The organism is Nisaea sp. (assembly GCF_039990255.1).
Classification (GTDB): Bacteria; Pseudomonadota; Alphaproteobacteria; order Thalassobaculales; family Thalassobaculaceae; genus Nisaea.
In genome coordinates, this window is the sequence record NZ_JBDXGG010000018.1 from 1,719,572 (window position 1) to 1,739,699 (window position 20,128).

Genomic DNA, 20,128 nt, shown 5'->3' on the forward strand with positions numbered 1-20,128 from the left:
TGGCTGCCGCAACTCCGTTGCCGCAGCGCCACACACTTTAGGTCGGGATCACATAACTCCCGATATTCGCGCTATAATACTCCAAAAAGACCAGCATAGCCCCACTGAGAACCAAAGAAAGAACCACCAGCCCCATCACTACCTGGATCGGCAGCGCGACAAAAAAGATCTGCAATTGCGGCATAAGCCGCGCCATGACACCCATCACCAGATAAAAAAGCAGCCCGAGAACAATGAATGGGGAGGAAAGCTGGACAGCAAGCTGGAAGCTATTTGAGATAATCGTTGAAATCGCGTCGGCAAAATCCGCGATGGGAAGCGGTTCTCCGGGAGGAAACAGAGAATAGCTGTCGATCATCGCGCGAATCAGCAAATGATGCAGGTCCGTGATCAGCAGAAGCAGCGTCGCAATGTTGAGCAGAAAGAAGCCAGGCAGAGAACCCTGAGTGGCGATGGCTGGATTGAAGATTTGCGCGTTCGAAAGGCCCGTATTCATGGCAATGATCTGTCCCGCAGTATCCAACGTCAACAGCAGGATCCGCGCGACAATCCCAAAATAGAGCCCAACGACCATTTCAAGAAAAAGAAGGCGCACCAACTCCGGTGCGCTCGGCGCGAACGGGATCTTGTCTCCGACCACGGGCGCGACGACAAGGCTGAGCCCAATCGCCAGGGTCAGCCTATAGCGGACGGGAACAAAGGTCTCACCGATCCCCGGTATGAGCATCATTGTCGCGCCCAACCGGCCTAAAACCAGCAGGATGATATAGACTTGAGTAGGGAGGAAATCCTCAAGAGGCATAAATCTGTGCCAGCCCTAGCCGAGCGATATGATTTTGTCGGCGATGGACTCCATGAAAGCGCTGATCGTGTTCAACATGAATGGCAGGAAGAAAATCAGTCCGCCGAACACGATGATGATTTTCGGCACGAAAACCAATGTCATTTCCTGCAACTGGGTCAAGGCTTGGAAAAGCGAGATAATCAAACCAATGGCAAGGCCGAGCAGCATGATCGGCGTCGACATTGTCAGCATTGTGATCACAGCCTCGCGACCGATCTCGATGGCATCAGCTTCATTCATGATCTCATCCCGGCAAACATGTGTAGCCCGGCAATTTCTGCCGGGCAATTCATGACCAACCGATTATGACTCTAAAAGGAGCCGCAAGCGCCATCAAACTGGCATGCGAATGACTTCCTGATAGGCCTGAACCATACGATCACGCAAAGTCACGATTGTCCGCAGCGTGATATCCGCGCTGTTCACCGCCTGCACCACATCGGTCAGATCCGCCTCGCCGGCGATACCCTTCATGGACATCTGCTCACCCGTTTCCATGACACCGACCGCATCCTGCGCCGCTTGTTTCACGAAGCTGGAGAAATCGGTCCCGACCATTTCGGCGGATTTTGCTCCGTCAGCTCCGGGAACCTTACCGATTCCGGCCGCTCCAAGCGCATTTCCGATATTGCCTACCATGGATATCTCCATTTCTATTCAGCCCGATATTACTCGGAATCAGGCGTTCTTTCCAGCCCAGCCAGACATTTAGCCGCGCAACAGATCGACCGTCCGCTGCAGCATGCTGCGCGCCATCTCGATTGACGAGAGATTGGCCTCGTAACTGCGCTGCGCTTCCCGCATGTCCATCATTTCGATCAGGCTGTTCACATTCGGACGGCGTACATATCCATCCTCATCAGCCAGCGGATGGAATGGTTCGTAGGCCAGCTGGAACTCCGAATCGTCCCGCCCGACTTTCGCAACGCGGACCATTTCAGCGTCCTCGTCCCGGTTGACATAGCTCTCAAAGACAATGGTCTTACGGCGATAAGGGTCTAATCCCTTCACCGAACCGAGCGAGTCCGCGTTGGCAACATTTTCAGAAATGACCCTGAGCCGCGTGCCCTGGGTCCGCATGCCGGATGCGGAAATCTTGATTGCGGAATTAAGATCCATGACTTGACCCTCTCCTTTCTAAGCCTGCTTACCGGGCGCCGGCACCGAGTGCGGTGCGGAACATGCCGACCTGCTTGCTGTAGAGGTTCAGCGCTAGGTCGTACTGCAGCTTGGTGTCCTGTACGGCGATCATCTGCTCTTCGAGGACAACGCTGTTTCCGTTCGGGCTCGCTTCGTAAACTTCCTTGTAGCTCGCTTTATCGATGCGGAAATCGTTGCGCGGCGTGGTTCCGGTTATGTGATTGCCTTCCGTCATTGCGACGGGAAGCTTGATCCCCTGCTCAACCTCCTGCTTGAAGTTGATCGGCTTAAGGTCCTGCGACCGGTAACTGGGAGAGTCGGCATTCGCAATATTCTGCGCCAGCACCGACTGGCGTTCGGAAAGCCAGTTCAGCTTGTGCTGTGCCATGTTCATCAGTGTCAGATTGGTGATCGACATATCGACTCTCGCTCGCGCACTTTTCATTCATCTCAGAGAACCCTCTTGGCTCTCGCAACGTTAAAAGCAAACATCGTGCCAAGATTGGCTTGTTTAGGTTCCATGCGCGCGCGCATATACTTGTCACGATGACAGAGCGCCCAAGAGACCTAACAGGAATTTCGGTATCCGACGCAGAATCCCTCCCAGGCGGGGAGGGGCAGCCCAGTGCAATGGAAAGGCGCGCCGCCAAGGCGCGGCGCGAGGCAAACGCGGCAAAAGACCGCCAGATTGCAATCGCCCTCGACCACCATTCCGGAACGGAAGATGCACCGCGGGTGATCGCCAAAGGCTATGGTGAAGTTGCGGAAAAAATTCTGCGCCTTGCTTTTGAAAACGACGTGAAAGTGCGGAAAGATCCGGACTTGGCCCAGATCCTCGCTGCCGTCGAAGTGGATTGCGAAATTCCGGTTGAAGCTTTCGCCGCAGTGGCAGAGATCCTTACCTATGTATACCGCGCCAACGAACGGGTCCGCGTCGAGGAGCAGAAATGACAACCACAAATTCTGAAAATCCGGAGAAACGTCTGGCCTCGATCCGTACACGCCTGGAAGCCGCACTTCAGGAGCCGTCATCGACCGTCTCGGGCGCGCTAACCGGCATTGAGGCGGACGTCGCATTGGTTTGTACAGCCATCCCGGATCTGCCGCCTAAAGAAGCACACGCTCTCGCTCCGGAAATGAAACACGTCATTGGGCTGCTTGAATTGCTTTCTGAGGCAGTAGCGAAAAAGGCGGCTGAGCAGCCGCCTGCCTCCGATTCCGCGACCTTGCACAGGAAGGCTGCTGCTGCCTATGGCAGCAGCGGGCGCCGCAAGAGCTGACCACACACCAGAGAGTCGCCTTGATTTCCGGCCCTGCCCGGCTTCTCTTTGCAGATCTCCTTGATTTAGCATCATGGACATCGGCTTGCCGGTTCCCATCCGCGACACCTTGTGAAATGCTTTCACCATGGGTTTCGATGTTTACGTTCGGTTTTTCCTCGGCTTCGCCTTTACGATCGGCTTGATCGGCGTCGTCTATTGGGTTGCCCGTCGCTATGCGGGGCGGCTTGGTATTGTGCGCGCCAATACCGCCGGACGTCTCTCCGTCAGCGGTCAAATATCTCTCGATCCGCGACGCCGAGTGATGCTTGTCCGGTGCGATGAACGCGAACATCTTCTACTGCTCGGCCCTAATAACGATCTGGTTATCGAATCCGCTGTGGGCACAAACAGCTTTCAGTCGGCCTTGAAAGCTGCTGGAACGGTCGATAAGACGGCTGAAACGGGAGATTCGGCATGAGACAGGCCCATTTCACCCGCCGATTGCCGCACTGGTGCTATCTCGCAACGGCTGCCGTCTGTATCGCCGTGACCGGCCTCGTTGCAGCTCCGGATGTCTTAGCCCAGACTCTGACCTTGGATATCGGCGAGCCCGGCGGTTCAACAACGGCACGCCTGATTCAACTCGTCGGAGCGGTCACGGTTCTCTCCCTCGCGCCGGGCCTTCTGGTGACCGTCACATCCTTCACCCGCTTGGTGATTGTCTTCTCCTTGCTGCGTACCGCCCTCGGCACTCAGCAATCGCCACCCAATATCGTGATGATCAGCCTCGCGCTGTTCCTGACCGGCTTCATCATGGCCCCGACATTAGAAAAGGCGTGGGAAGACGGTATCTCTCCGCTAATCGAGGAGCGCATAGACGAGTTCGAAGCCTTCGAGCGTGCCGCCGAGCCATTCCGTATTTTCATGCTTGGGCAGGTCCGGGACAAGGACCTGCAGCTCTTTGAGGATATTGGCCAGGTCGGTCCGGCCGAAGTCGGTGCCAACGCGCCCCTGAAAGTGCTGGTACCAGCATTCATGATCAGTGAACTCCGGCGTGCTTTCGAGATCGGCTTCCTGATCTACCTGCCGTTCGTGATCATCGATATGGTCGTGGCGTCGATCCTAATGTCCATGGGCATGATGATGGTGCCGCCGGTTATCGTCTCTCTGCCCTTCAAGTTGATCTTCTTTGTTCTGGTCGATGGTTGGTACCTGATCGCCGGAAGCCTGGTGCGAAGCTTCGGCACCTCTTAGTCCGACACAGGACACATAGAGAACATCGAATTCGAACAGTATCTAGTTTGTCGCACTCAGTGGCTTGTCCTTGAGGCGGTCCCTATAGGACGTAAGGAAAGCCTGGAACCGGCCAATCTCTCCGAACCGGTCAGCTAGAGTCCGGAAATCATCGAGGTCTCCCTCGGTCTTGTTGGTGATTAACCGGAAAGCCTCGCGGAACGGCGTGTTATCCATTTGCTGGGTAAAAATCTGCCGGACCCGGCTCAGTTGCTCAAGATTGTTGCTAAGCGACAGTGATACGGCCCAGTTCAGGATCAACGTTGCTGCGCGGTCATCGATCCGCCGCCCGTCCTGACCCGACCGTCCGACCAAACGCTGGAAGACCTCGGCGGCCTGAGCCCAGCGCTGAGTACGCCAGAAAATATCGGCCCGCAGCAGATCGGCATCCCGGCTCTGATCGCGGGCAAGCAGCCTAAGTGCTCCGTCCGCATCCCCTAAGTCGAACTCAGCACGAGCACGGAGACGCTTGCGCTCGAGCGCCAAGTCCGCCCCCATACCTGGAGCGACACTCTCATCAAGCGCGGAAAGTGCTTCCTCCGGCCTGCGATCCAACAGCCGGATCAGAGCGAGTCTGGCGCCCACACGTGCCTTATCCCCACCCTGCAGACGAAACTTCACCTGCCGTTCCAGCAGGATGGATGCGCGATCAAGCAGATCGACCTGAACCAAGCGATCAGCGAGCCTCTGGATGATCTCGTCCCCGCGAGCACCGACAGGAGTGAGCTCGCGGAACTGATCGTAAAGCGACAGCGCCTGGATCGGCGTCATCTTGTCAGAATCACCCCCCGTGAAAATCTGACTGAAGGAATCAGTCATATCTTCGGCGACCTGCTCTGCGTAGAGATTCTCCGGGAAAAAAGTCACCGCTTCACGCAGCGCATTCAGCCCGTCGACATATTCGTTTTCCTCCAGATAAAGCTTGCCCAATTCGCGCAGCAGATCGAATTCAACCTGGTCCCCACGCCACGTGTAACGCAAGCTCTCGAGCCCGGCGATAGCATCCACACGGCTGATCTCTCCTGCCCTCAAACCATGCTCGATCAGCGCGCGCTCAGAACGTACCCGCGACCAGCGATCCAGCCCTTGAGACAGGCGACGCCAGTAATCCAATGCCGTGTCGATGTCACCCGATGCATAAAGGATCCGCCCTCGCAGGTAATTCAAACGAGATTGTTCGCCGGGTGTCGGTTTACCCTCCGCGACAACATCGATGAAAGCGCCAGCGCCGCGGTAGTCACCGGCGCGGATCGCCGCCTCAGCCGCAAGCAGCGCCATCTGTGTCGCAACGTTTCTCGGATACCCACCGGGTATTTCACCGGCACGCGCAAAATGCTCAACCGCTTCCGGCCATCGTCCCTGTGACGCTTTAGTCGCACCGCGCCATAGTTCAGCCTCCGATAGACCGCTAAGATTGCGGTCCATCAGATCTTCCTCGGCCTCCTTGTAGCGCCCAAGCATGAAATGAGCTGCGCCGCGCAGCGCTTTCACATCTGGCCTCCGGGAGAGATCTTCATCCTCTGCCTCAATCGTCCGAAGCAGCCCCATGGCTTCCGCGGAAAGCCCGTGCGCAAAGTAAAAATGAGCCAGTTCCAGGCGGGGGCCGCTACGCGCGATACTCGTCGCTTCCGAAATTCGCCTCTGGATCGCCTGCTTTTCCTGCAGGAACTGATCCGTGCCACCCTTTCGCCAATTGCTGAAATCGAAAATCCGGCCCGGTGCGAGCCCCGGTGGCAATCCATCTATACGCTGCGCAACCTGATCGTCCGTCGATTGCTGCACGTTGCGCGAAATCGTCATCCCACCAAGCTTCGTTATTGCAACACCGTCCGGCAGAGACCGGATGGTTACATCGTCAGCCAAAGGCTGAACAACCACGCCTTGGGCCGAATTCAGAAGATTGAACTCAGTGAATTGCCGAAGGCCATCGACGCCGCGGCTGAGGGAGGCAACTGGAACGACAAAGAGCTGATCGCCGATCTCCGGGTCTCTGATAGTAACAGTCGAACCGTGATCTTCGAGCGGAATAAAAACACGGGGGCCCTGCGCACTGACCAACTGTGTCTCAACCCGGACCGGGACATCCGGCCTGCTGTTCTGAGGCCGGAAATCAACAATCCATACGGCATTGTCACGCCAAACTCTTGGGTTAACACCTTCGACGGTGGGAAACCGAACGGCGGATCCTCCACTAACGGGAACCTGTATTTTCTCACCGAACAACTGATAATCGACGTTGTTAACGCCCTTGAGATCAAACTGTGCGGGCGCTCCGAAAACGACCCACACATAACCCGCGCGGGCGAAAACGGCTGCGGAGACGGGCTGAGTCCATTCAAAACGAACCGAGACAATGTTGTTATCCTGAGAGGCCGTAACCGGAATGACCGGACCTTCGATCCCCCCCTGATTCCCGGCGCTGAGGCTGGAGACGAGAGATTCGCCATTCTGCATCAGTGTCTTCAAATCGATATCCTGAAGCCGCGTCGCGGTTCCGAAAGCTTCTGGCTCGATTGCAGGTCCATCGCCCTCCGCCGTCGCTTGCGGTTGTGCTGCCAATGCTGGTGGCTCGCCGGAAGCCGGATCATCAGCGGCACCCTGCACTTTCCCAGTTTGGGCGCCGGAGACAAGAGCGGGCACCGGGTTTCCCGCCGCTTCGTCCTGTGTCGCATTTTCAGATGCTGGGGGGACGGACGCCGAAGGCACCGCAACGCCAGGCACTCCACCCGCTTGCGGTTGCAATCCGAACTGGGCAGCGACTTGTTTGGCTGAATCTGTCGCCCGGTTTTCCGGCACTGCTGCCGTTACCGGCGCTACCGGTGCCGCTCGAGGCGCTGGCACCGAAGGTTCTGCGGTTGCAGCTGTGGACAGTCCCGTTCTGCTGGGCTCGCCACCCTCCACCACATCCAGAACAACCCGTGTTCCACTGGTGAAATGCCGGACGCCCTCACGTGCCTGCAATGGGATCGTTACGGCGATCGAATTGCCGCCGGGAGCCGAACTGAAATTCTTTAGGCGCTCCGGAATGAAGCGCCGAACCTCTTCATCATTGATCCAGGCCGGGTTTTCGAACCGAATGATCGCGCGGTCCGGTTGCTCCGAAACGCTGTAGGGCGTTTGCTTCGTCCAGTCGAAAACAAAACGATAAAAATTCTCGTGCGTGCCTGTCCGTACAGACAATTCTGGAACATTCGGTGGCCTCGGACTAGCCGCTGGCGGAGCACTCTGCACTGCTGTTGCTTGAGAGGGCGCCTGAACCGGCGGAACAGGAGCCGCTGCGGCTCTCGCGGCCGGAGCAGGCGCCACGGCGGCAGCCGGTGCTGGTGCATTGCGATCGAAAAACTCCAGGACAACCGATGTGCCGACCCGACTTGAACGGAACCGCGGGTTTCCAGTAAGATCAATCAGCACTGTGCGATTGTCGCTATCGAGGCTGACTCCTGAAACAAAATTGCCGACACCGCTGGCGACCGGTCCGAAATCGGCTGCGACTGGGCGATTGAAAACTATGGCAAGAGTGTCCCCGAATTTTTGCGCCTGATAGCCCACCCGCGCCGGCCAGTCGAATCGCAGGCTATCGACACCATTCGCGCTACCACTTGAAAGGCCAACGGTCTGCCCGCCAGCCGAAGCCAATGTCATCAGCACCAGGCATAGTGCGGCGACAGTTCGGATCATGGCGAACCGAATCGCGCCAAAACGCCCCTCTGATCCGGCCCCAGTGATGGGCCGTTTCTCATCGCATGTGCGTTTCTCACATATACGTTGCTGCATGGTCATCGCCGGTCCCTCTCGTGATAAATCACGAGATCTACCCGCCGCGCCCTGCGATATCGGTCCTCGAGCGGCAATGATGAGTCTATTTCTCCAAATTTACCGTCAGCAGCACCCCTGACTTCGATCGGCTTACGATAACCGAAGCGCTGAAGTGTGTCGGCAACAGAGAGGGCCCGTGCAAGCGACAGGTCCCAATTCGAACGGAATGATCCCGACGGAGATGTGAACGGTCGGGGATCCGTATGCCCCACAATATCAATCCGGTTGTCGATCCGGGACAAGGCGACAGCAAGATCGAAAAGCGCTTCCTCGCCCGAGGGCTGCATGGCTGCCGCCCCTGGCTGGAAAAACACGTCGCTTGCCATAGACAGGATCAGCCGACCGTTCTTCTCAATGATAGTCGCGTTTTGAAGGACCGCATCGCGAGACATAGCCACTTCAAGCAGCCGTCGCAGATAGCCGAGATTGACCCCCGTCCCCGGGTCCTCGGTCTCAACGCTTTCCGGCATCAGCGCCTCGCGCGATCGTTTTTCAGAGTCAGCCGAGAACGTGGACCGAAGCGACGCTGTGAAGGCCTCCCATTGTGGCGCATCCGGCGAGGTCATGGAAAATAGCAACACGAAAAACGCGAGCAAAAGCGATACCAAATCGACAAAGGTCACCATCCAGGTACCGCCCTGTCTGGTTTCGCTGCCGCCGCGCCGTGACGTTCTATATTTCATCGGGCCTCGCGCCCTTCAGCACCGATATGGACGGCAAAACGGACCATATCCGGGCGTGGCAACTCTCGAAATCCGATGGAAACGTTCGCGCGCGGTGTTCCCGATGCGATCATGATTTCGGCTAGTCTGGCCGCTCTCTGCCGAGCTAAAAGCATTTCGCTTCCAGGCGCTGGAACATTGAACCAGAAGCGGAGTTCAGCACCGTCACGCGCCGTCCTCGACGCCAAAATGGCGGAGACACGCTTTGAAAAATCTCGAAAATCAAGGATGGGGTCGATCCGGTCCCCCTCGAACAGGCGCTCGATTTGGAAATCGATGTAAAAAGGATTCCCCGGCCGATCCCGAAGGATATCAGCCTCGCTCAGAAGCGGATCGAACGCTTCAAGTAACTCGTCCCGCAGCCCCTTGTCGTCTGCTTTGCCGGGCTCCCCATCGAAGACACCCTCTCCGGTGCCTCCTCGCAGTACGGATGCAAAGCTCGAACGCACACTATCGAGCACATCTTCGCTCTTGCCCGTTTGACGGGTTGAAATTGAGTTGAGAAAAATAAAGAACGCGAGGAGGAGCAAAAACAGGCTCAAAAACAGCGGCAAGCTGCCGAACTGGCTTGCACCACGCGCCTTGTCTTCGCCTTGGGCCATAGACTACTTGTTGAGTTGGTCCATCAGCGCATCAATTTCTTCCTGGCTCTTTGCATCGGAAGGCAGCTGCGGACCGTTCAACAAACCCTCTTCTGAGAACGGTTCACTGCCTGATTTTCCTACATTTTTCGGGTGTTTGTCACGATTTCTTTTCGCTTCGGATGAAGCATCGCCGTCACCGTGCCCCGTATGGGACATTACAGCCTCTACCCGATCCGCAACACCATCGAGAGTCTTATGGATCCGGCCAACTCTCTGGCCGGTCAAATCCTGGAAACCGCAAGCCTCGAAAATCTCGATTATTGCGTCTCCAACGGCCTCAGAAACCGATTCGGACATACCGTCCCGCAGCTCGTCGATCTTTTCGACGGCTGTCAGAATTCGCTCGGCTGCCTCCTCGGCAACCGAGGCCATTGCATCAAGTTCCCGCGCTGCTTCCGGCAACAGATCCTCGCGGATTCCGTTTTCAGTCATAGACACCTACCCCGCGCTGTAACCGGCTCCAGAGAGTGACGGCTATCAGAAAGCTCCGATAACCGCGGTCATTTTCGTCTTCAACGTCTCTGCATTGAACGGCTTTACGATATAGTTATTCACGCCAGCCTGCTTTGCAGCCACAACGTTCTCGGTCTTGCTCTCGGCAGTAACCATGATGAACGGAGTGCTTTTCAATTTAGAATCTGCCCGTACTTCCTTGAGCAGCTGGAGACCCGTCATCGGCTCCATATTCCAGTCGGAAATCACAAGACCGTATTCGTCGCCGCGACGCAGCATCTGCAAGGCAGCACTGCCATCACTCGCTTCGTCCACATTGTTGAAACCAAGCTGCTTAAGAAGGTTCCGAATAATACGCAACATTGTCTTGTAATCATCGACAATGAGAACCCTCATGCCCTTGTCGACAGCCATCGGCACCTCTCCATTTTCATACAGAGCCGGATCCTCTCCGGCTTTCGATTAACCAACGCTCAGATACTAACAGCGATCCTATTAAAAGGTCGTTAATGCCTGATATACCGATGGAATACTGCGAATAGCAGGCTCCCGGCAAGCAAAGTCTAGTTATGCGTTTGTGAGAGCACAATACGCTGGATAGAATCAGTTGGTCTTTGGGATGGTCCTGCGCTCAGCGATTCGCGAAGTCACTTCCTTCGCTTTCTGCGGCCGCATGTTAGCGAGCACGGACGCAGATTTGGATGCCTTCATCCGATCAAAAACCCGAAGGAGGATGCTCATGTCCAGCTCGTCGAAGATTCGCGCCGCATCCTTTGGCTTCATTTTCTCGTAAATCTGAACGAGGCTTTTGATCTCTTTTTCTTCTTGCTCGTCATACGTCTTGATCAGCCCTTCGATTTCCGTCCGGACCTTCTGCAGCTCAACAATTTTCTTATCGATTCGGTCTTCAGCTGCAGTCAACAAGCCTTCTTTCTGGATGACGGTTTGCTCCCGAGCATCCAGTTCTTTTCGCCGTTTCGATAGATCCTGCAACAGTTCAATTTCGGAACGCGTGAAGAGAACAGGGTCGAGCGGTTTGTCTCCGTCATCGCTTTTCGCAGGTTCCGTAGCCTGCGCAATTTGTTGGGGCTCAGCGGCACCAAGCGCATTTCCTGACGTTGGAGCCGGGCTGTCTGCCTCGGCGAATGCTGCAACGCTGACCGGCGACTTACCGTTCTCTAAAACGTCCCAGATGCCGACGACCTTGACCCCCATAAGGAAAAGGGAAACGACAACCACAACAGGGAGAACACGGATAAACGCGCCTGAGCGCCGGGCCTGTTTGCGCAGGATACCAGCTTGACGATGGTCCGCCGCGCGGTCACCCTCAGCATGCGACTTCGTCCCAGCCGGACGCCGCGCCGGCGCCTTACCCTTAACGGCCTTACCACCCTGGATCCGCGCGGCATTCGGCGTCGCCGTCTGCGCGCCCTCTTCCGGCTTTACCGCAGCTTTCCGTCCCTGCCTGTCATATGCCATCAGCGTGCGTTCCTCAGTGCTTTCAGTAGCTCTTCCTCAGCTTCCGAACGGGGAGATGCCGAATCATCGGCTGGCGCAGCCCGCCCAGTCCTTGCCGACTCCTTCGCTCGTCCGGCATCCTGACCGCGTCGGGCTGCCGGTGCTGGGCGCTTCGATGCCGGTTTTCTTGCCGCCTCGGGTTTTGCCGCAGAACCCTGCGCCTGAGCTTCCGATGGAACAACTTTGGTGCCTTCGCTTGCAGTAGCGAGGCGTCCGGCTACGATATCGGCACGCTCGACCAGAAAAGCAAGCTCATCGCGTAACGCTTCAGCCTTGGAAGCGGATTCCTTGAACACAGTCTTGCCGTTCTCTCCGGCATTGCGCAGACCTGCCGTTGCAGATTCCGCCCTCGCGCAGGCTACGTTCAGCTTGTCGACAAAGACTTCCATCTCATCGTGATTGCCGCGCAGACGATTGAGTTTACGGTTCAGGATCATCGCGTAGACGATGGTGGCCAGTAACAGCACGACCAGAAGGCCATCCAGGATCAGGGGCAGGATCGTTTCTGACATGCGGCCGCCTACATCTTTCGCAGCTTCTGCTTGATCTTCACCGCGATGTTGTTGTTGCGCTGTCCCATGCTCCCAACGAACAGAGGGACTTCACCGCATCGCATGTCGATCGTGGATTTCGGGCTGGCATTAAGCAAAAGCTTAGTGCCTGGCTTCCAGTTCAAGACATCGTTCAAAGACAGAACGACTTGGTCTAGCACCGCTTCAAGCTCGATATCCGTTGCCCACAGCTCGTTCGCCAAGTGGGTTTCCCAAATCGAATCACGACCGAATTTCTCACCCATGAACATCTGCAGCAAAAGCTCACGGACCGGCTCCAGGGTGGCGTAGGGAAGCATCAGCTCAAGACGCCCGCCGCGATCCTCCATATCGATACGAAGCCGCGCCAGCACGGCTGCGTTCGCTGGACGGGCAATGGTAGCGAATCGAGGATTCGTTTCAAGACGATCAAACCGGAATGTTACCGGGCTCAACGGATCGAACGCAGCGGATAGATCGCTCAATACGACCGTGACCATGCGCTCAACCAGGTTTCGTTCGATCGTGGTGTAAGGACGGCCTTCAATACGCATGGCCGCCGTCCCCCGGCGACCGCCGAGAAGAACATCGACGATGGAATAGATCAACGCCGAATCGACGACGAGCAGCCCGTAATTGTCCCATTCCTCCGCCTTGAACACGCTCAACATCGCCGGTAGCGGGATCGAGTTCAGATAATCGCCAAAGCGGATGGAGGTGATGTTGTCGAGTGAGACCTCGACGTTGTCGGACGTAAAGTTACGAAGGCTTGTCGACATCATCCGGACGAGGCGGTCGAACACGACCTCAAGCATCGGAAGACGTTCGTATGAGACGAGAGCCGAATTGACGATGGCCTGAATACCCGAGGTATCGCCATCACCACCGGCACCTTCGTCAAATCCAAGCAGAGAATCGATTTCGTCCTGGTTTAGGACGCGGGCGCCAGTTCCACTGCCGCCACCAACATCATCGTCCTCGTCGTCTTCACCCATCGCCTCCCATTCGGCGGCGAGATCATCATCGGCCATGCGAATTCCTCACTGAACCAGCATTTCCTTAAACAGCACATCCTTCACCCGCGCCGGGCGAACCGCCAGGTTCACACGCCGGAGCAATTCCTCGCGCAGACGATACATCCCAGCTGACCCTTGCAGGTCGTCCACGCGGAGTTCACGTAAATATACCTGAAAATTGTCCACGATACGCGGCAAGTTCTGATTAACAACGTCCACATCGGCTGGATCGCTGACTTCCAGCGCGATTTTGATCTTAAGGAACGCCGTTTTCCGGCTGCTCGTATTCAGATTAACGATGAGATCCGGCACTTCGAAGAAAATCGCCTGGGCAGAGGTTTTTTCTTCCACCACCGCCTCAGGTTCCGCTCCGGCCTCAACTTCGGGAGGAGGCTCCTCACCGCCGAGCATACCAAGCATGATCGCAGCGCCCGCGCCCGCGCCGACAAGGAGCAACAAAGGAAGCAGAACGAACAGGATGATTTTTTTCGGGCTTAGCTTTCGACTGCTTTCGTCCTCACCCGCTTCACCGCTGCCCTCAACGACTTCGCCTTCATCGGCCATGCGTTCCGTCCTGTTCCAAGCCTGTTAAAACAGCCAACAGATGGCTGAACATAGCAAAACGTAACCAGCCTAAGCCAACCGACACGCTCATTAGACGACACGCGCAGCCCCGAACATCGGGAACCTCAGACATAGCTAAAGAGTAAAGCACATAATGCGCCAATTCTCCATATTTATCATAAACTTCGCTAAATGAACGAACCCAGTCTCTAAAGACGCACGCGTGCGAGACGAGAGCCTCGTTCAAGCAAAGCCCGGAAAAGCCGCCCGGCAAAAGCTTCCATCCCGGCGTGACTTGCCGAGCAGAGCCCTCCAGAGTCGTCCCGCAAACATCCATAGCATTGATATTACTAACTTTTATAACTGGCATGAAACCTGCTTACTTCTCAGCAACGGCCGTAGAACGCGGCGATTTGGACACTGGTTGGGAATTATCGTCATGGAAAATGCGATCTATATAGGGCTCTCCCGGCAATCCGCCCTTCGGCGCGAGCTGTCTTTGGTCGCCAACAACATCGCGAACTCAAGCACAACCGCCTTCAAGCGGGAAATCGCTCTCTATTCGCCTTATGAAACCGACACCAAGATGGACGAGAAGCTGGACTTCGTGATCGATCACGGAACCATAGTCATCCATCAGCCCGGAACGCTTCAACCGACGCAGAACACCTTCGATGTCGCCATCGAAGGCCCGGGCTTCTTCACGGTCGATAACGGCCGCGAGCAGATGTACACAAGAAACGGCAACTTCAAGCTCGATCCGGACAACCAACTGGTCACCGGCAATGGTGAGCTGGTCATGGATACGGGCGACAACCCGATTTTCATCCCGCAGGACGGTCGCAAGATCGAGATCTCGCCGGACGGCACAATCAGCGCTGGCCCAGAAGTGCTCGGAGTTCTCAAGGTTGTCGAATTCGACGACCTACCGCGCATGCAGAAGCGCGGCGGCAGCACTTTCGAAACGACCGAAGCACCTCGGCCGGCCGAGCGCTCCAAGATGCTCCAAGGCCACCTTGAGACATCAAACGTTTCCGCCATCTCCGAGCTGACAAGAATGATCGACATTCAACGCAGTTACGAAGGCGTGAAGAACATGCTGGATAAGGAAGCCGAAAGGCTTCGCAACTCGGTCCGTAAACTCGGCACCGCCACAGCCTCCTAATTTGCCGGAAGAAGGAAGAAAACCATGCAATCTCTCAACATCGCCTCCACCGGCATGCTGGCTCAGCAGACCAACGTTGAGGTTATCTCCAATAACATCGCCAATATGAACACCACAGCGTTCAAACGGCATCGGGCTCAGTTCCAGGATCTGCTGTACCAAGATCTGCGGCGGGTTGGCTCCAACTCCTCGGACGCGGGTACGATTGTACCCTCCGGTATCCAACTCGGCGTCGGTGTTCGCACGGCTGCTACCTACCGGGTCAACGAGCAGGGTTCTCTGATCCTCACGGACAACCAGTTCGACCTGGCGATCCGCGGAAACGGATATTTCCAGGTTCAGCTTCCGGATGGCGAAACCGCCTATACCCGCGACGGCTCCTTCCAGGTGAGCCAGGACGGCTCTCTGGTGACTGCGGACGGCTACACCGTACAGCCGGGCATCACCGTTCCAGCCGGCGTGGTCGGCGTGACCATCAACCAGTCCGGCCAGGTTCTTGTTAAGCTGGACGGCCAGACGGCGGAGTCGAATGTCGGCCAGATCCAGCTGGCAACCTTCCAGAACGATGCCGGCCTTGAACATGCCGGTAACAACCTGCTGCTGGAAACGGAGGCTTCCGGCGCGCCGAGCACGGCCACTCCGGAAACCGACGGCTTCGGTGGTCTTTTCCAGGGTTACATCGAATCCTCGAACGTGGATCCGGTACAGGAGATCACCGACCTGATCACAGCCCAGCGCGCCTACGAGCTGAATTCGAAGGTCATCGAGACCTCGGATCAGATGATGGCCACGGTCAATCAGGTTCGCTAAAGCGGCCTGCCCCCGGAAACCAGGGAGAAACGACATGACACGCAAAATGCTGAAGTCACTGCAGCTCATCACTGCCGCCGCGCTCTTCGGGATTGCCCTCGGCATCCCGAAGACGGCGACAGCGAACGAGACCAAGGGCGTGCCGCTCTTTGCGAACGAGCGCGTCATGCTCGACCGGGAATCGCTGATGCTGAGCGATCTTTTCATTGGCCTACCGGCCGGAAAAGACGCCCGCGTCGGCGACGCCCCGGCCCCTGGGGAAAACATGGTTGTCCGCCTGAGCACGCTTCGAAAATTGTCAACAATCCACGGCCTGGACTGGACACCTCCGCACAACCGCATCCGTGTCGCAGTTCAGCGCGAAGGGCGTGCGGTTCCGCTGCAGCTGGTTCGGGAAGCCATCGCAGAACGGCTGCAGCAGGACTATGTTGCCGATAACATCGATGTTGAGCTGACCAACCGTCGGCTGACATTGATGATCCCGGCTGACATGCCTCCGGAAATCTCAGTCGATAACATCGACTACAACAGCCAGAACCAGCGCTTCGCGGCTTCTATCTCTGTGCCGATCAGTAACAGTAAGGTCATCCGGGCCCAGGTCCAGGGCGAAGTCTATCCGGTTATCGAGGTTCCGGTGCTGAGCCGTCATGCCGCTCCCGGTGAGACGATCCATGCCAGCGACATCGTCTGGACGGAAATGCGAGCCCGTCGCAGCAACTACAACACGGTAACTTCTGCCGACCAGCTCGTCGGCATGAGCGCCCGCCGCCCAATCAGTGCCGGCCGCGTGATCCGACGAACGGATGTGAAGCCAATCGAGCTCATCCACAAGGGTGATCTGGTGACAATGATCTTTAGAACCTCCTTCATGACTTTGACATTGCGCGGTCAGGCCCTCGAGAGCGGCGCACGCAACGACACGATCCGTGTGAAGAACCTCTCAAGCGGCAAAACCGTTGTCGGCTCGATCACCCAGTCCGGGATCGTCTCCGTCGCGGGCCCGCGTCTTGCGATGAACTAGACACTCCTTTGAGGGAACCGAAACGATGAAAAACAAATCATTCCCCGCTGTGATCTCCCGCATCTCAGCTGTTGTCCTGATTGGGATGTCCGTCAGCGCCTGCAACCTCTTCCAGCGCCTTGCCGACATCGGCAAAACACCGGAACTCTCGGCGATCCAGAACCCGACGCAGGCGAGCAACTACCGGCCAGTCTCCATGCCGATGCCGGCACCGGTCACAGCAACCCGGCAGGCAAACTCACTTTGGGTCGAAGGGTCCCGCGCTTTCTTCGAAGACCAGCGCGCAAGTCAGGTCGGCGACATCATCACCGTCGTTGTTGAGATTGCAGACGATGCCGCGATCGATAACCGCACCCGGCACGATCGCACACATACGGATGGCCTCAATGTGAATGGGCTGTTTGGGGCTCAGAGCCTTCTGGGCGATGTCTTCGCCGAAGGGACGACCGGAGCAGGCCTCGTGGACCTAAATTCATCACTCGCCAATGACGGTCGCGGCCGGATCGACCGCAACGAAACTATTAACCTGCGTGTTGCCGCCGTGGTGACACAGCAGCTCCCGAACGGAAATATGGTGCTGTTCGGCCGTCAGGAGGTCCGGGTCAACATGGAAGTCCGCGAGATCGTGGTCGGCGGCGTGATCCGCGCAGCGGATATCACTTCCGAAAATACCGTCAGCTATGACGAGATGGCGGAAGCCCGCATTGCCTATGGAGGCCGCGGCCAGATCTCCGACCTGCAGCAACAGCGCTATGGTGCCCAGGCTCTCGAAATCCTGATGCCCTTCTGATCCAGCGGCTCCGGGCGGTAAGATTTACCGCCCGGCTTAGCCTTGAACAGATACGGCGCTCGCGGCAACAATTTCAAATGAACGAAAGAAAGGCCACTCCCGGAGGAGTGGCCTTTTCTTTGGTCTCATAGATAATTCGTACTTAGTCGTCGCGGTGTGTTCGCTCAAGGCGTTCATGCCGCTCCTGAGCCTCAAGGCTCAAAGTCGCAATCGGTCGTGCTTCCAGACGCCGCAAGCCGATCGGCTCGTCCGTCTCTTCACAATACCCGTAGCTGCCGTCCTCGATCCGCTGCAGCGCCGAGTCGATCTTGCTGATCAACTTGCGTTCGCGATCACGGGTCCGCAGTTCGATCTGGTGATCTGTCTCAAGCGAGGCACGATCAGCCATATCCGGTTTCTGCAGGTTTTCCTGGGTCAAGTGGCTCAGCGTCTCGTTCGCTTCGTGCAGAAGCTCTGCCCGCCACTTAAGCAGCTTCTGGCGAAAATACGCCTGCTGCTTTGAACTCATAAACTCTTCGTCTTCCGACGGCGTGTAGTCCGGCGGCAAAGTGACGCTCATCCCGGTCCTCCAAGACAAAGGCCAATGAAAGGCAAGCTTTCTGCCCTTTTCGAGCGGCCGGAGTATATGTCCGGGGCCCACTCGTTTTCAACCCTCTGTTTGCAGATGACGCGCATCACTTTTCACGCGCTCAAGCAGTTGAAATTAAATAAGAATTTTTCAACCAACTCAGAAACTCACAAAAAAGTGCCGAGTTTTGCGAGTTCCACCCGAGCCCGGAGCTCAATTTCATCCAGTATTTCGCCTAGCCGGGGGTCGGTAAAACTCCGTTCTCGCGTTGTCGTGATACTGGTCGCAAGAGCACGTAATTCAGATTCAGGGATGGCTCCCATAAGAAGTCCGTCGCGAATCCGTTCGAGTCGACCCAGCAGATCTTCCCCGCGCTCCGCGCCCTGCTTTCCCCGACCACGACCATCCGGGTTTGTTTCCTGAACGGCGAGCAACCCGTCAACCGACATTGCCGGGCCGGAACCTTGCGCGGACGCGCTTTCCTGAGCCCCGTCCAGAAGACCGGAAAATTGTGTCCCGCCGGCACTGCCCGACTTTGAGGTTTTACGGGCAGCGGGAGTACTGACACGGCGTGATGGATCTATTTTCATAGTGCAAATCCTATCTATTCCGGAGTCATACACTATCGGCAAGACGCCGTCATAGCGAATAAAGCCTTGTGAATTCCTGCCTATTCGATCTCAGCCAATCTCAAAAAAGCATGTGACAGGCGTTTCGGGCTATATCTGCTGAACAACTGGCACGGTATTCGCATAACCTCGACCAACTGAGTCCGAGAGACGGCTCCAAGAGAACACGAGGAACCGATAGAGATGCGGCCGCAAGACAACACGAAGACCCGCTTATCGCTTTTCACAAGCTCCATCCTTGGCTTTATGGTCGCGGCGGCTCTGACAATTGCCGCGCCGGCACAGCCCGCGCACGGCCAGACACGCATCAAGGACATTGTCGATTTCGAAGGCGTCCGCGAGAACATACTGGTCGGCTACGGGCTCGTGGTAGGCCTGAACGGCACCGGCGACGATCTCGGAAGCGCAATCTTCACCCGCGAAAGCCTGGTCGGCATGCTCGAACGTCTCGGGGTCAATGCCCGCAACGATGATCTCGACACCGACAATGTCGCCGCTGTTATGGTTACAGCGACACTCCCCCCCTTCTCCAAACAAGGTAGCCGGATTGACGTTTCCATCTCCGCTATCGGAGATGCCGAGGACCTGTTGGGCGGGACCTTGCTGGTGACACCGCTGGTTGGCGCGGACGGAGAAGTCTATGCCGTGGCCCAGGGGCCAATCGCGACCGGGGCAATTTCTGCCGCCGGAGACGGACAGAGTGTTATCCAGGGCGTCCCGACCAATGGACGCATTGCCAACGGTGCAGTTATCGAACGGGAAATCGCGTTTTCCATGTCATCCATGGAAACCGTCACCATCGCTCTTAAAAACCCTGACTTCACAACCGCACGACGGATCTCCCAGGCGATCAACGCCTTTATCGGCTTACCAATCTCCCAGGCGAACGATCTCGCCTCCGTCCGGATGATCGTTCCTGAAAACTATCGGGGCAACGCCGTTGCGCTCATCACTGACGTGGAACAGCTTCGCGTGACTCCGGACATTGCCGCTAAGGTCGTGATCAACGAGACCACGGGAATCATCGTGATGGGCGAGAACGTGCGGATCAGCACGGTGGCGATCGCCCAAGGCAACCTGACGATCCGAATCACGGAAACACCGCAGGTGTCTCAGCCTCAGCCATTCGCGCAGACTGGCGAAACCGTTACTGTCCCGAGAACCCAGATCGAGATCGACCAGGACGAAGACAAGCAGCTTTCCATTCTCGCCCAGAGCGTGACCCTCCAGGAGTTAGTCGATGGGCTGAATGCTCTTGGCATCGGCCCGCGCGATCTGATCTCTATCCTGCAGGCGATCAAGGCCGCAGGCGCTCTGCAAGCCGAAATTCAAGTCCTTTAAAG

At 56.8% G+C, this 20,128-nt stretch carries 25 protein-coding genes; 9 read left to right on the forward strand and 16 right to left on the reverse strand.

The window, feature by feature from the left end; all coding sequences use genetic code 11:
* Positions 1–37: 37 nt before the first annotated feature.
* The 5 genes from fliR to flgB all read right to left on the reverse strand — a co-directional run bounded on the left by fliR (position 38) and on the right by flgB (position 2,402).
* Positions 38–802 (reverse strand): flagellar biosynthetic protein FliR, encoded by a 765-nt coding sequence (gene fliR, locus ABJ076_RS18485; protein ID WP_348191758.1) that lies wholly within the window; start codon positions 800–802, stop codon positions 38–40.
* Positions 803–817: 15 nt separating this feature from the next.
* Positions 818–1,084 carry a flagellar biosynthesis protein FliQ gene (fliQ, locus tag ABJ076_RS18490; RefSeq protein ID WP_348191756.1) on the reverse strand — a complete coding sequence of 89 codons (267 nt, stop codon included), beginning with the start codon at positions 1,082–1,084 and terminating at the stop codon, positions 818–820.
* Positions 1,085–1,177: 93 nt separating this feature from the next.
* On the reverse strand, positions 1,178–1,483 hold the full coding sequence (locus tag ABJ076_RS18495) for a flagellar hook-basal body complex protein FliE (protein WP_348191753.1): 306 nt from the start codon (positions 1,481–1,483) through the stop codon (positions 1,178–1,180).
* A 69-nt stretch (positions 1,484–1,552) separates the two neighbouring features.
* Positions 1,553–1,963: a flagellar basal body rod protein FlgC gene (flgC, locus tag ABJ076_RS18500; RefSeq protein WP_348191750.1), complete on the reverse strand. Its 411-nt coding sequence runs from the start codon at positions 1,961–1,963 to the stop codon at positions 1,553–1,555.
* Between the two features lie 28 nt (positions 1,964–1,991).
* Positions 1,992–2,402 carry a flagellar basal body rod protein FlgB gene (flgB, locus tag ABJ076_RS18505; RefSeq protein ID WP_348191747.1) on the reverse strand — a complete coding sequence of 137 codons (411 nt, stop codon included), beginning with the start codon at positions 2,400–2,402 and terminating at the stop codon, positions 1,992–1,994.
* A gap of 212 nt (positions 2,403–2,614) precedes the next feature.
* Between flgB and ABJ076_RS18510 the strand changes: the two genes are divergently transcribed.
* The 4 genes from ABJ076_RS18510 (at position 2,615) to fliP (ending at position 4,500) form a co-directional block, all read left to right on the forward strand.
* On the forward strand, positions 2,615–2,935 hold the full coding sequence (locus tag ABJ076_RS18510; RefSeq protein WP_348191744.1) for an EscU/YscU/HrcU family type III secretion system export apparatus switch protein: 321 nt from the start codon (positions 2,615–2,617) through the stop codon (positions 2,933–2,935).
* Positions 2,932–3,264 carry a hypothetical protein gene (locus tag ABJ076_RS18515; RefSeq protein WP_348191741.1) on the forward strand — a complete coding sequence of 111 codons (333 nt, stop codon included), beginning with the start codon at positions 2,932–2,934 and terminating at the stop codon, positions 3,262–3,264. Before ABJ076_RS18510 ends, ABJ076_RS18515 begins: the two co-directional genes overlap by 4 nt.
* A gap of 127 nt (positions 3,265–3,391) precedes the next feature.
* On the forward strand, positions 3,392–3,724 hold the full coding sequence (locus tag ABJ076_RS18520; RefSeq protein WP_348191738.1) for a flagellar biosynthetic protein FliO: 333 nt from the start codon (positions 3,392–3,394) through the stop codon (positions 3,722–3,724).
* Entirely contained in the window at positions 3,721–4,500 is a 780-nt protein-coding gene (gene fliP, locus ABJ076_RS18525) for a flagellar type III secretion system pore protein FliP (RefSeq protein ID WP_348191735.1), read from the forward strand. The genes ABJ076_RS18520 and fliP overlap by 4 nt, the downstream gene beginning before the upstream one ends.
* A 42-nt stretch (positions 4,501–4,542) precedes the next feature.
* Here fliP and ABJ076_RS18530 read toward each other — a convergent pair whose 3' ends face one another.
* The 9 genes from ABJ076_RS18530 to ABJ076_RS18570 all read right to left on the reverse strand — a co-directional run bounded on the left by ABJ076_RS18530 (position 4,543) and on the right by ABJ076_RS18570 (position 13,802).
* Positions 4,543–8,217: a tetratricopeptide repeat protein gene (locus ABJ076_RS18530; protein WP_348191732.1), complete on the reverse strand. Its 3,675-nt coding sequence runs from the start codon at positions 8,215–8,217 to the stop codon at positions 4,543–4,545.
* A gap of 98 nt (positions 8,218–8,315) precedes the next feature.
* A complete protein-coding gene (locus ABJ076_RS18535) occupies positions 8,316–9,038 on the reverse strand; it encodes a flagellar motor protein MotB (RefSeq protein ID WP_348191729.1) in 723 nt (240 codons plus the stop codon).
* Positions 9,035–9,679 carry a hypothetical protein gene (locus ABJ076_RS18540; RefSeq protein ID WP_348191727.1) on the reverse strand — a complete coding sequence of 215 codons (645 nt, stop codon included), beginning with the start codon at positions 9,677–9,679 and terminating at the stop codon, positions 9,035–9,037. Before ABJ076_RS18540 ends, ABJ076_RS18535 begins: the two co-directional genes overlap by 4 nt.
* A gap of 3 nt (positions 9,680–9,682) precedes the next feature.
* Positions 9,683–10,153, reverse strand: a complete 471-nt coding sequence (locus ABJ076_RS18545; RefSeq protein WP_348191724.1) for a protein phosphatase CheZ — start codon at positions 10,151–10,153, stop codon at positions 9,683–9,685.
* A 45-nt stretch (positions 10,154–10,198) separates the two neighbouring features.
* On the reverse strand, positions 10,199–10,588 hold the full coding sequence (locus ABJ076_RS18550) for a response regulator (RefSeq protein WP_028464636.1): 390 nt from the start codon (positions 10,586–10,588) through the stop codon (positions 10,199–10,201).
* A gap of 189 nt (positions 10,589–10,777) precedes the next feature.
* Positions 10,778–11,653, reverse strand: coding sequence for a hypothetical protein (locus ABJ076_RS18555; RefSeq protein ID WP_348191721.1), 876 nt, complete (start codon positions 11,651–11,653; stop codon positions 10,778–10,780).
* Positions 11,653–12,204 carry a DUF6468 domain-containing protein gene (locus ABJ076_RS18560; RefSeq protein ID WP_348191718.1) on the reverse strand — a complete coding sequence of 184 codons (552 nt, stop codon included), beginning with the start codon at positions 12,202–12,204 and terminating at the stop codon, positions 11,653–11,655. Before ABJ076_RS18560 ends, ABJ076_RS18555 begins: the two co-directional genes overlap by 1 nt.
* Positions 12,205–12,212: 8 nt before the next feature.
* On the reverse strand, positions 12,213–13,253 hold the full coding sequence (fliM, locus tag ABJ076_RS18565; RefSeq protein ID WP_348191716.1) for a flagellar motor switch protein FliM: 1,041 nt from the start codon (positions 13,251–13,253) through the stop codon (positions 12,213–12,215).
* Between the two features lie 9 nt (positions 13,254–13,262).
* Complete coding sequence (locus ABJ076_RS18570) at positions 13,263–13,802, reverse strand: flagellar basal body-associated FliL family protein (protein ID WP_348191713.1); 540 nt, start codon at positions 13,800–13,802, stop codon at positions 13,263–13,265.
* Positions 13,803–14,241: 439 nt separating this feature from the next.
* Here ABJ076_RS18570 and flgF point away from each other — a divergent pair, with 439 nt between their 5' ends.
* Genes flgF through flgH form a run of 4 tightly spaced genes read left to right on the forward strand, consistent with a single transcriptional unit; the run spans position 14,242 to position 17,588 of the window.
* Positions 14,242–14,967 (forward strand): flagellar basal-body rod protein FlgF, encoded by a 726-nt coding sequence (gene flgF / locus ABJ076_RS18575; protein WP_348191710.1) that lies wholly within the window; start codon positions 14,242–14,244, stop codon positions 14,965–14,967.
* Positions 14,968–14,991: 24 nt separating this feature from the next.
* Positions 14,992–15,777: a flagellar basal-body rod protein FlgG gene (gene flgG, locus ABJ076_RS18580; RefSeq protein ID WP_348191707.1), complete on the forward strand. Its 786-nt coding sequence runs from the start codon at positions 14,992–14,994 to the stop codon at positions 15,775–15,777.
* Positions 15,778–15,811: 34 nt separating this feature from the next.
* Positions 15,812–16,798 (forward strand): flagellar basal body P-ring formation chaperone FlgA, encoded by a 987-nt coding sequence (gene flgA / locus ABJ076_RS18585; RefSeq protein WP_348191704.1) that lies wholly within the window; start codon positions 15,812–15,814, stop codon positions 16,796–16,798.
* A 25-nt stretch (positions 16,799–16,823) separates the two neighbouring features.
* Complete coding sequence (flgH, locus tag ABJ076_RS18590; RefSeq protein WP_348191702.1) at positions 16,824–17,588, forward strand: flagellar basal body L-ring protein FlgH; 765 nt, start codon at positions 16,824–16,826, stop codon at positions 17,586–17,588.
* 142 nt (positions 17,589–17,730) lie between these two features.
* On the opposite strand, the gene dksA is transcribed toward flgH, so the two are convergent.
* Positions 17,731–18,147 carry an RNA polymerase-binding protein DksA gene (gene dksA / locus ABJ076_RS18595; RefSeq protein WP_348191698.1) on the reverse strand — a complete coding sequence of 139 codons (417 nt, stop codon included), beginning with the start codon at positions 18,145–18,147 and terminating at the stop codon, positions 17,731–17,733.
* 176 nt (positions 18,148–18,323) lie between these two features.
* A complete protein-coding gene (locus ABJ076_RS18600) occupies positions 18,324–18,746 on the reverse strand; it encodes a flagellar assembly protein FliX (RefSeq protein ID WP_348191695.1) in 423 nt (140 codons plus the stop codon).
* A 285-nt stretch (positions 18,747–19,031) separates the two neighbouring features.
* Between ABJ076_RS18600 and ABJ076_RS18605 the strand changes: the two genes are divergently transcribed.
* On the forward strand, positions 19,032–20,126 hold the full coding sequence (locus ABJ076_RS18605) for a flagellar basal body P-ring protein FlgI (RefSeq protein ID WP_348191813.1): 1,095 nt from the start codon (positions 19,032–19,034) through the stop codon (positions 20,124–20,126).
* Positions 20,127–20,128: the final 2 nt, after the last annotated feature.

Coding starts and splice junctions, on each gene's coding strand:
- fliR (WP_348191758.1), bottom strand. CDS start 802: ATGCCTCTTGAGGATTTCCTCCCTACTCAAGTCTATATCATCCTGCTG.
- fliQ (WP_348191756.1), bottom strand. CDS start 1,084: ATGAATGAAGCTGATGCCATCGAGATCGGTCGCGAGGCTGTGATCACA.
- ABJ076_RS18495 (WP_348191753.1), bottom strand. CDS start 1,483: ATGGTAGGCAATATCGGAAATGCGCTTGGAGCGGCCGGAATCGGTAAG.
- flgC (WP_348191750.1), bottom strand. CDS start 1,963: ATGGATCTTAATTCCGCAATCAAGATTTCCGCATCCGGCATGCGGACC.
- flgB (WP_348191747.1), bottom strand. CDS start 2,402: ATGTCGATCACCAATCTGACACTGATGAACATGGCACAGCACAAGCTG.
- ABJ076_RS18510 (WP_348191744.1), top strand. CDS start 2,615: ATGGAAAGGCGCGCCGCCAAGGCGCGGCGCGAGGCAAACGCGGCAAAA.
- ABJ076_RS18515 (WP_348191741.1), top strand. CDS start 2,932: ATGACAACCACAAATTCTGAAAATCCGGAGAAACGTCTGGCCTCGATC.
- ABJ076_RS18520 (WP_348191738.1), top strand. CDS start 3,392: ATGGGTTTCGATGTTTACGTTCGGTTTTTCCTCGGCTTCGCCTTTACG.
- fliP (WP_348191735.1), top strand. CDS start 3,721: ATGAGACAGGCCCATTTCACCCGCCGATTGCCGCACTGGTGCTATCTC.
- ABJ076_RS18530 (WP_348191732.1), bottom strand. CDS start 8,217: ATGATCCGAACTGTCGCCGCACTATGCCTGGTGCTGATGACATTGGCT.
- ABJ076_RS18535 (WP_348191729.1), bottom strand. CDS start 9,038: ATGAAATATAGAACGTCACGGCGCGGCGGCAGCGAAACCAGACAGGGC.
- ABJ076_RS18540 (WP_348191727.1), bottom strand. CDS start 9,679: ATGGCCCAAGGCGAAGACAAGGCGCGTGGTGCAAGCCAGTTCGGCAGC.
- ABJ076_RS18545 (WP_348191724.1), bottom strand. CDS start 10,153: ATGACTGAAAACGGAATCCGCGAGGATCTGTTGCCGGAAGCAGCGCGG.
- ABJ076_RS18550 (WP_028464636.1), bottom strand. CDS start 10,588: ATGGCTGTCGACAAGGGCATGAGGGTTCTCATTGTCGATGATTACAAG.
- ABJ076_RS18555 (WP_348191721.1), bottom strand. CDS start 11,653: ATGGCATATGACAGGCAGGGACGGAAAGCTGCGGTAAAGCCGGAAGAG.
- ABJ076_RS18560 (WP_348191718.1), bottom strand. CDS start 12,204: ATGTCAGAAACGATCCTGCCCCTGATCCTGGATGGCCTTCTGGTCGTG.
- fliM (WP_348191716.1), bottom strand. CDS start 13,253: ATGGCCGATGATGATCTCGCCGCCGAATGGGAGGCGATGGGTGAAGAC.
- ABJ076_RS18570 (WP_348191713.1), bottom strand. CDS start 13,802: ATGGCCGATGAAGGCGAAGTCGTTGAGGGCAGCGGTGAAGCGGGTGAG.
- flgF (WP_348191710.1), top strand. CDS start 14,242: ATGGAAAATGCGATCTATATAGGGCTCTCCCGGCAATCCGCCCTTCGG.
- flgG (WP_348191707.1), top strand. CDS start 14,992: ATGCAATCTCTCAACATCGCCTCCACCGGCATGCTGGCTCAGCAGACC.
- flgA (WP_348191704.1), top strand. CDS start 15,812: ATGACACGCAAAATGCTGAAGTCACTGCAGCTCATCACTGCCGCCGCG.
- flgH (WP_348191702.1), top strand. CDS start 16,824: ATGAAAAACAAATCATTCCCCGCTGTGATCTCCCGCATCTCAGCTGTT.
- dksA (WP_348191698.1), bottom strand. CDS start 18,147: ATGAGCGTCACTTTGCCGCCGGACTACACGCCGTCGGAAGACGAAGAG.
- ABJ076_RS18600 (WP_348191695.1), bottom strand. CDS start 18,746: ATGAAAATAGATCCATCACGCCGTGTCAGTACTCCCGCTGCCCGTAAA.
- ABJ076_RS18605 (WP_348191813.1), top strand. CDS start 19,032: ATGGTCGCGGCGGCTCTGACAATTGCCGCGCCGGCACAGCCCGCGCAC.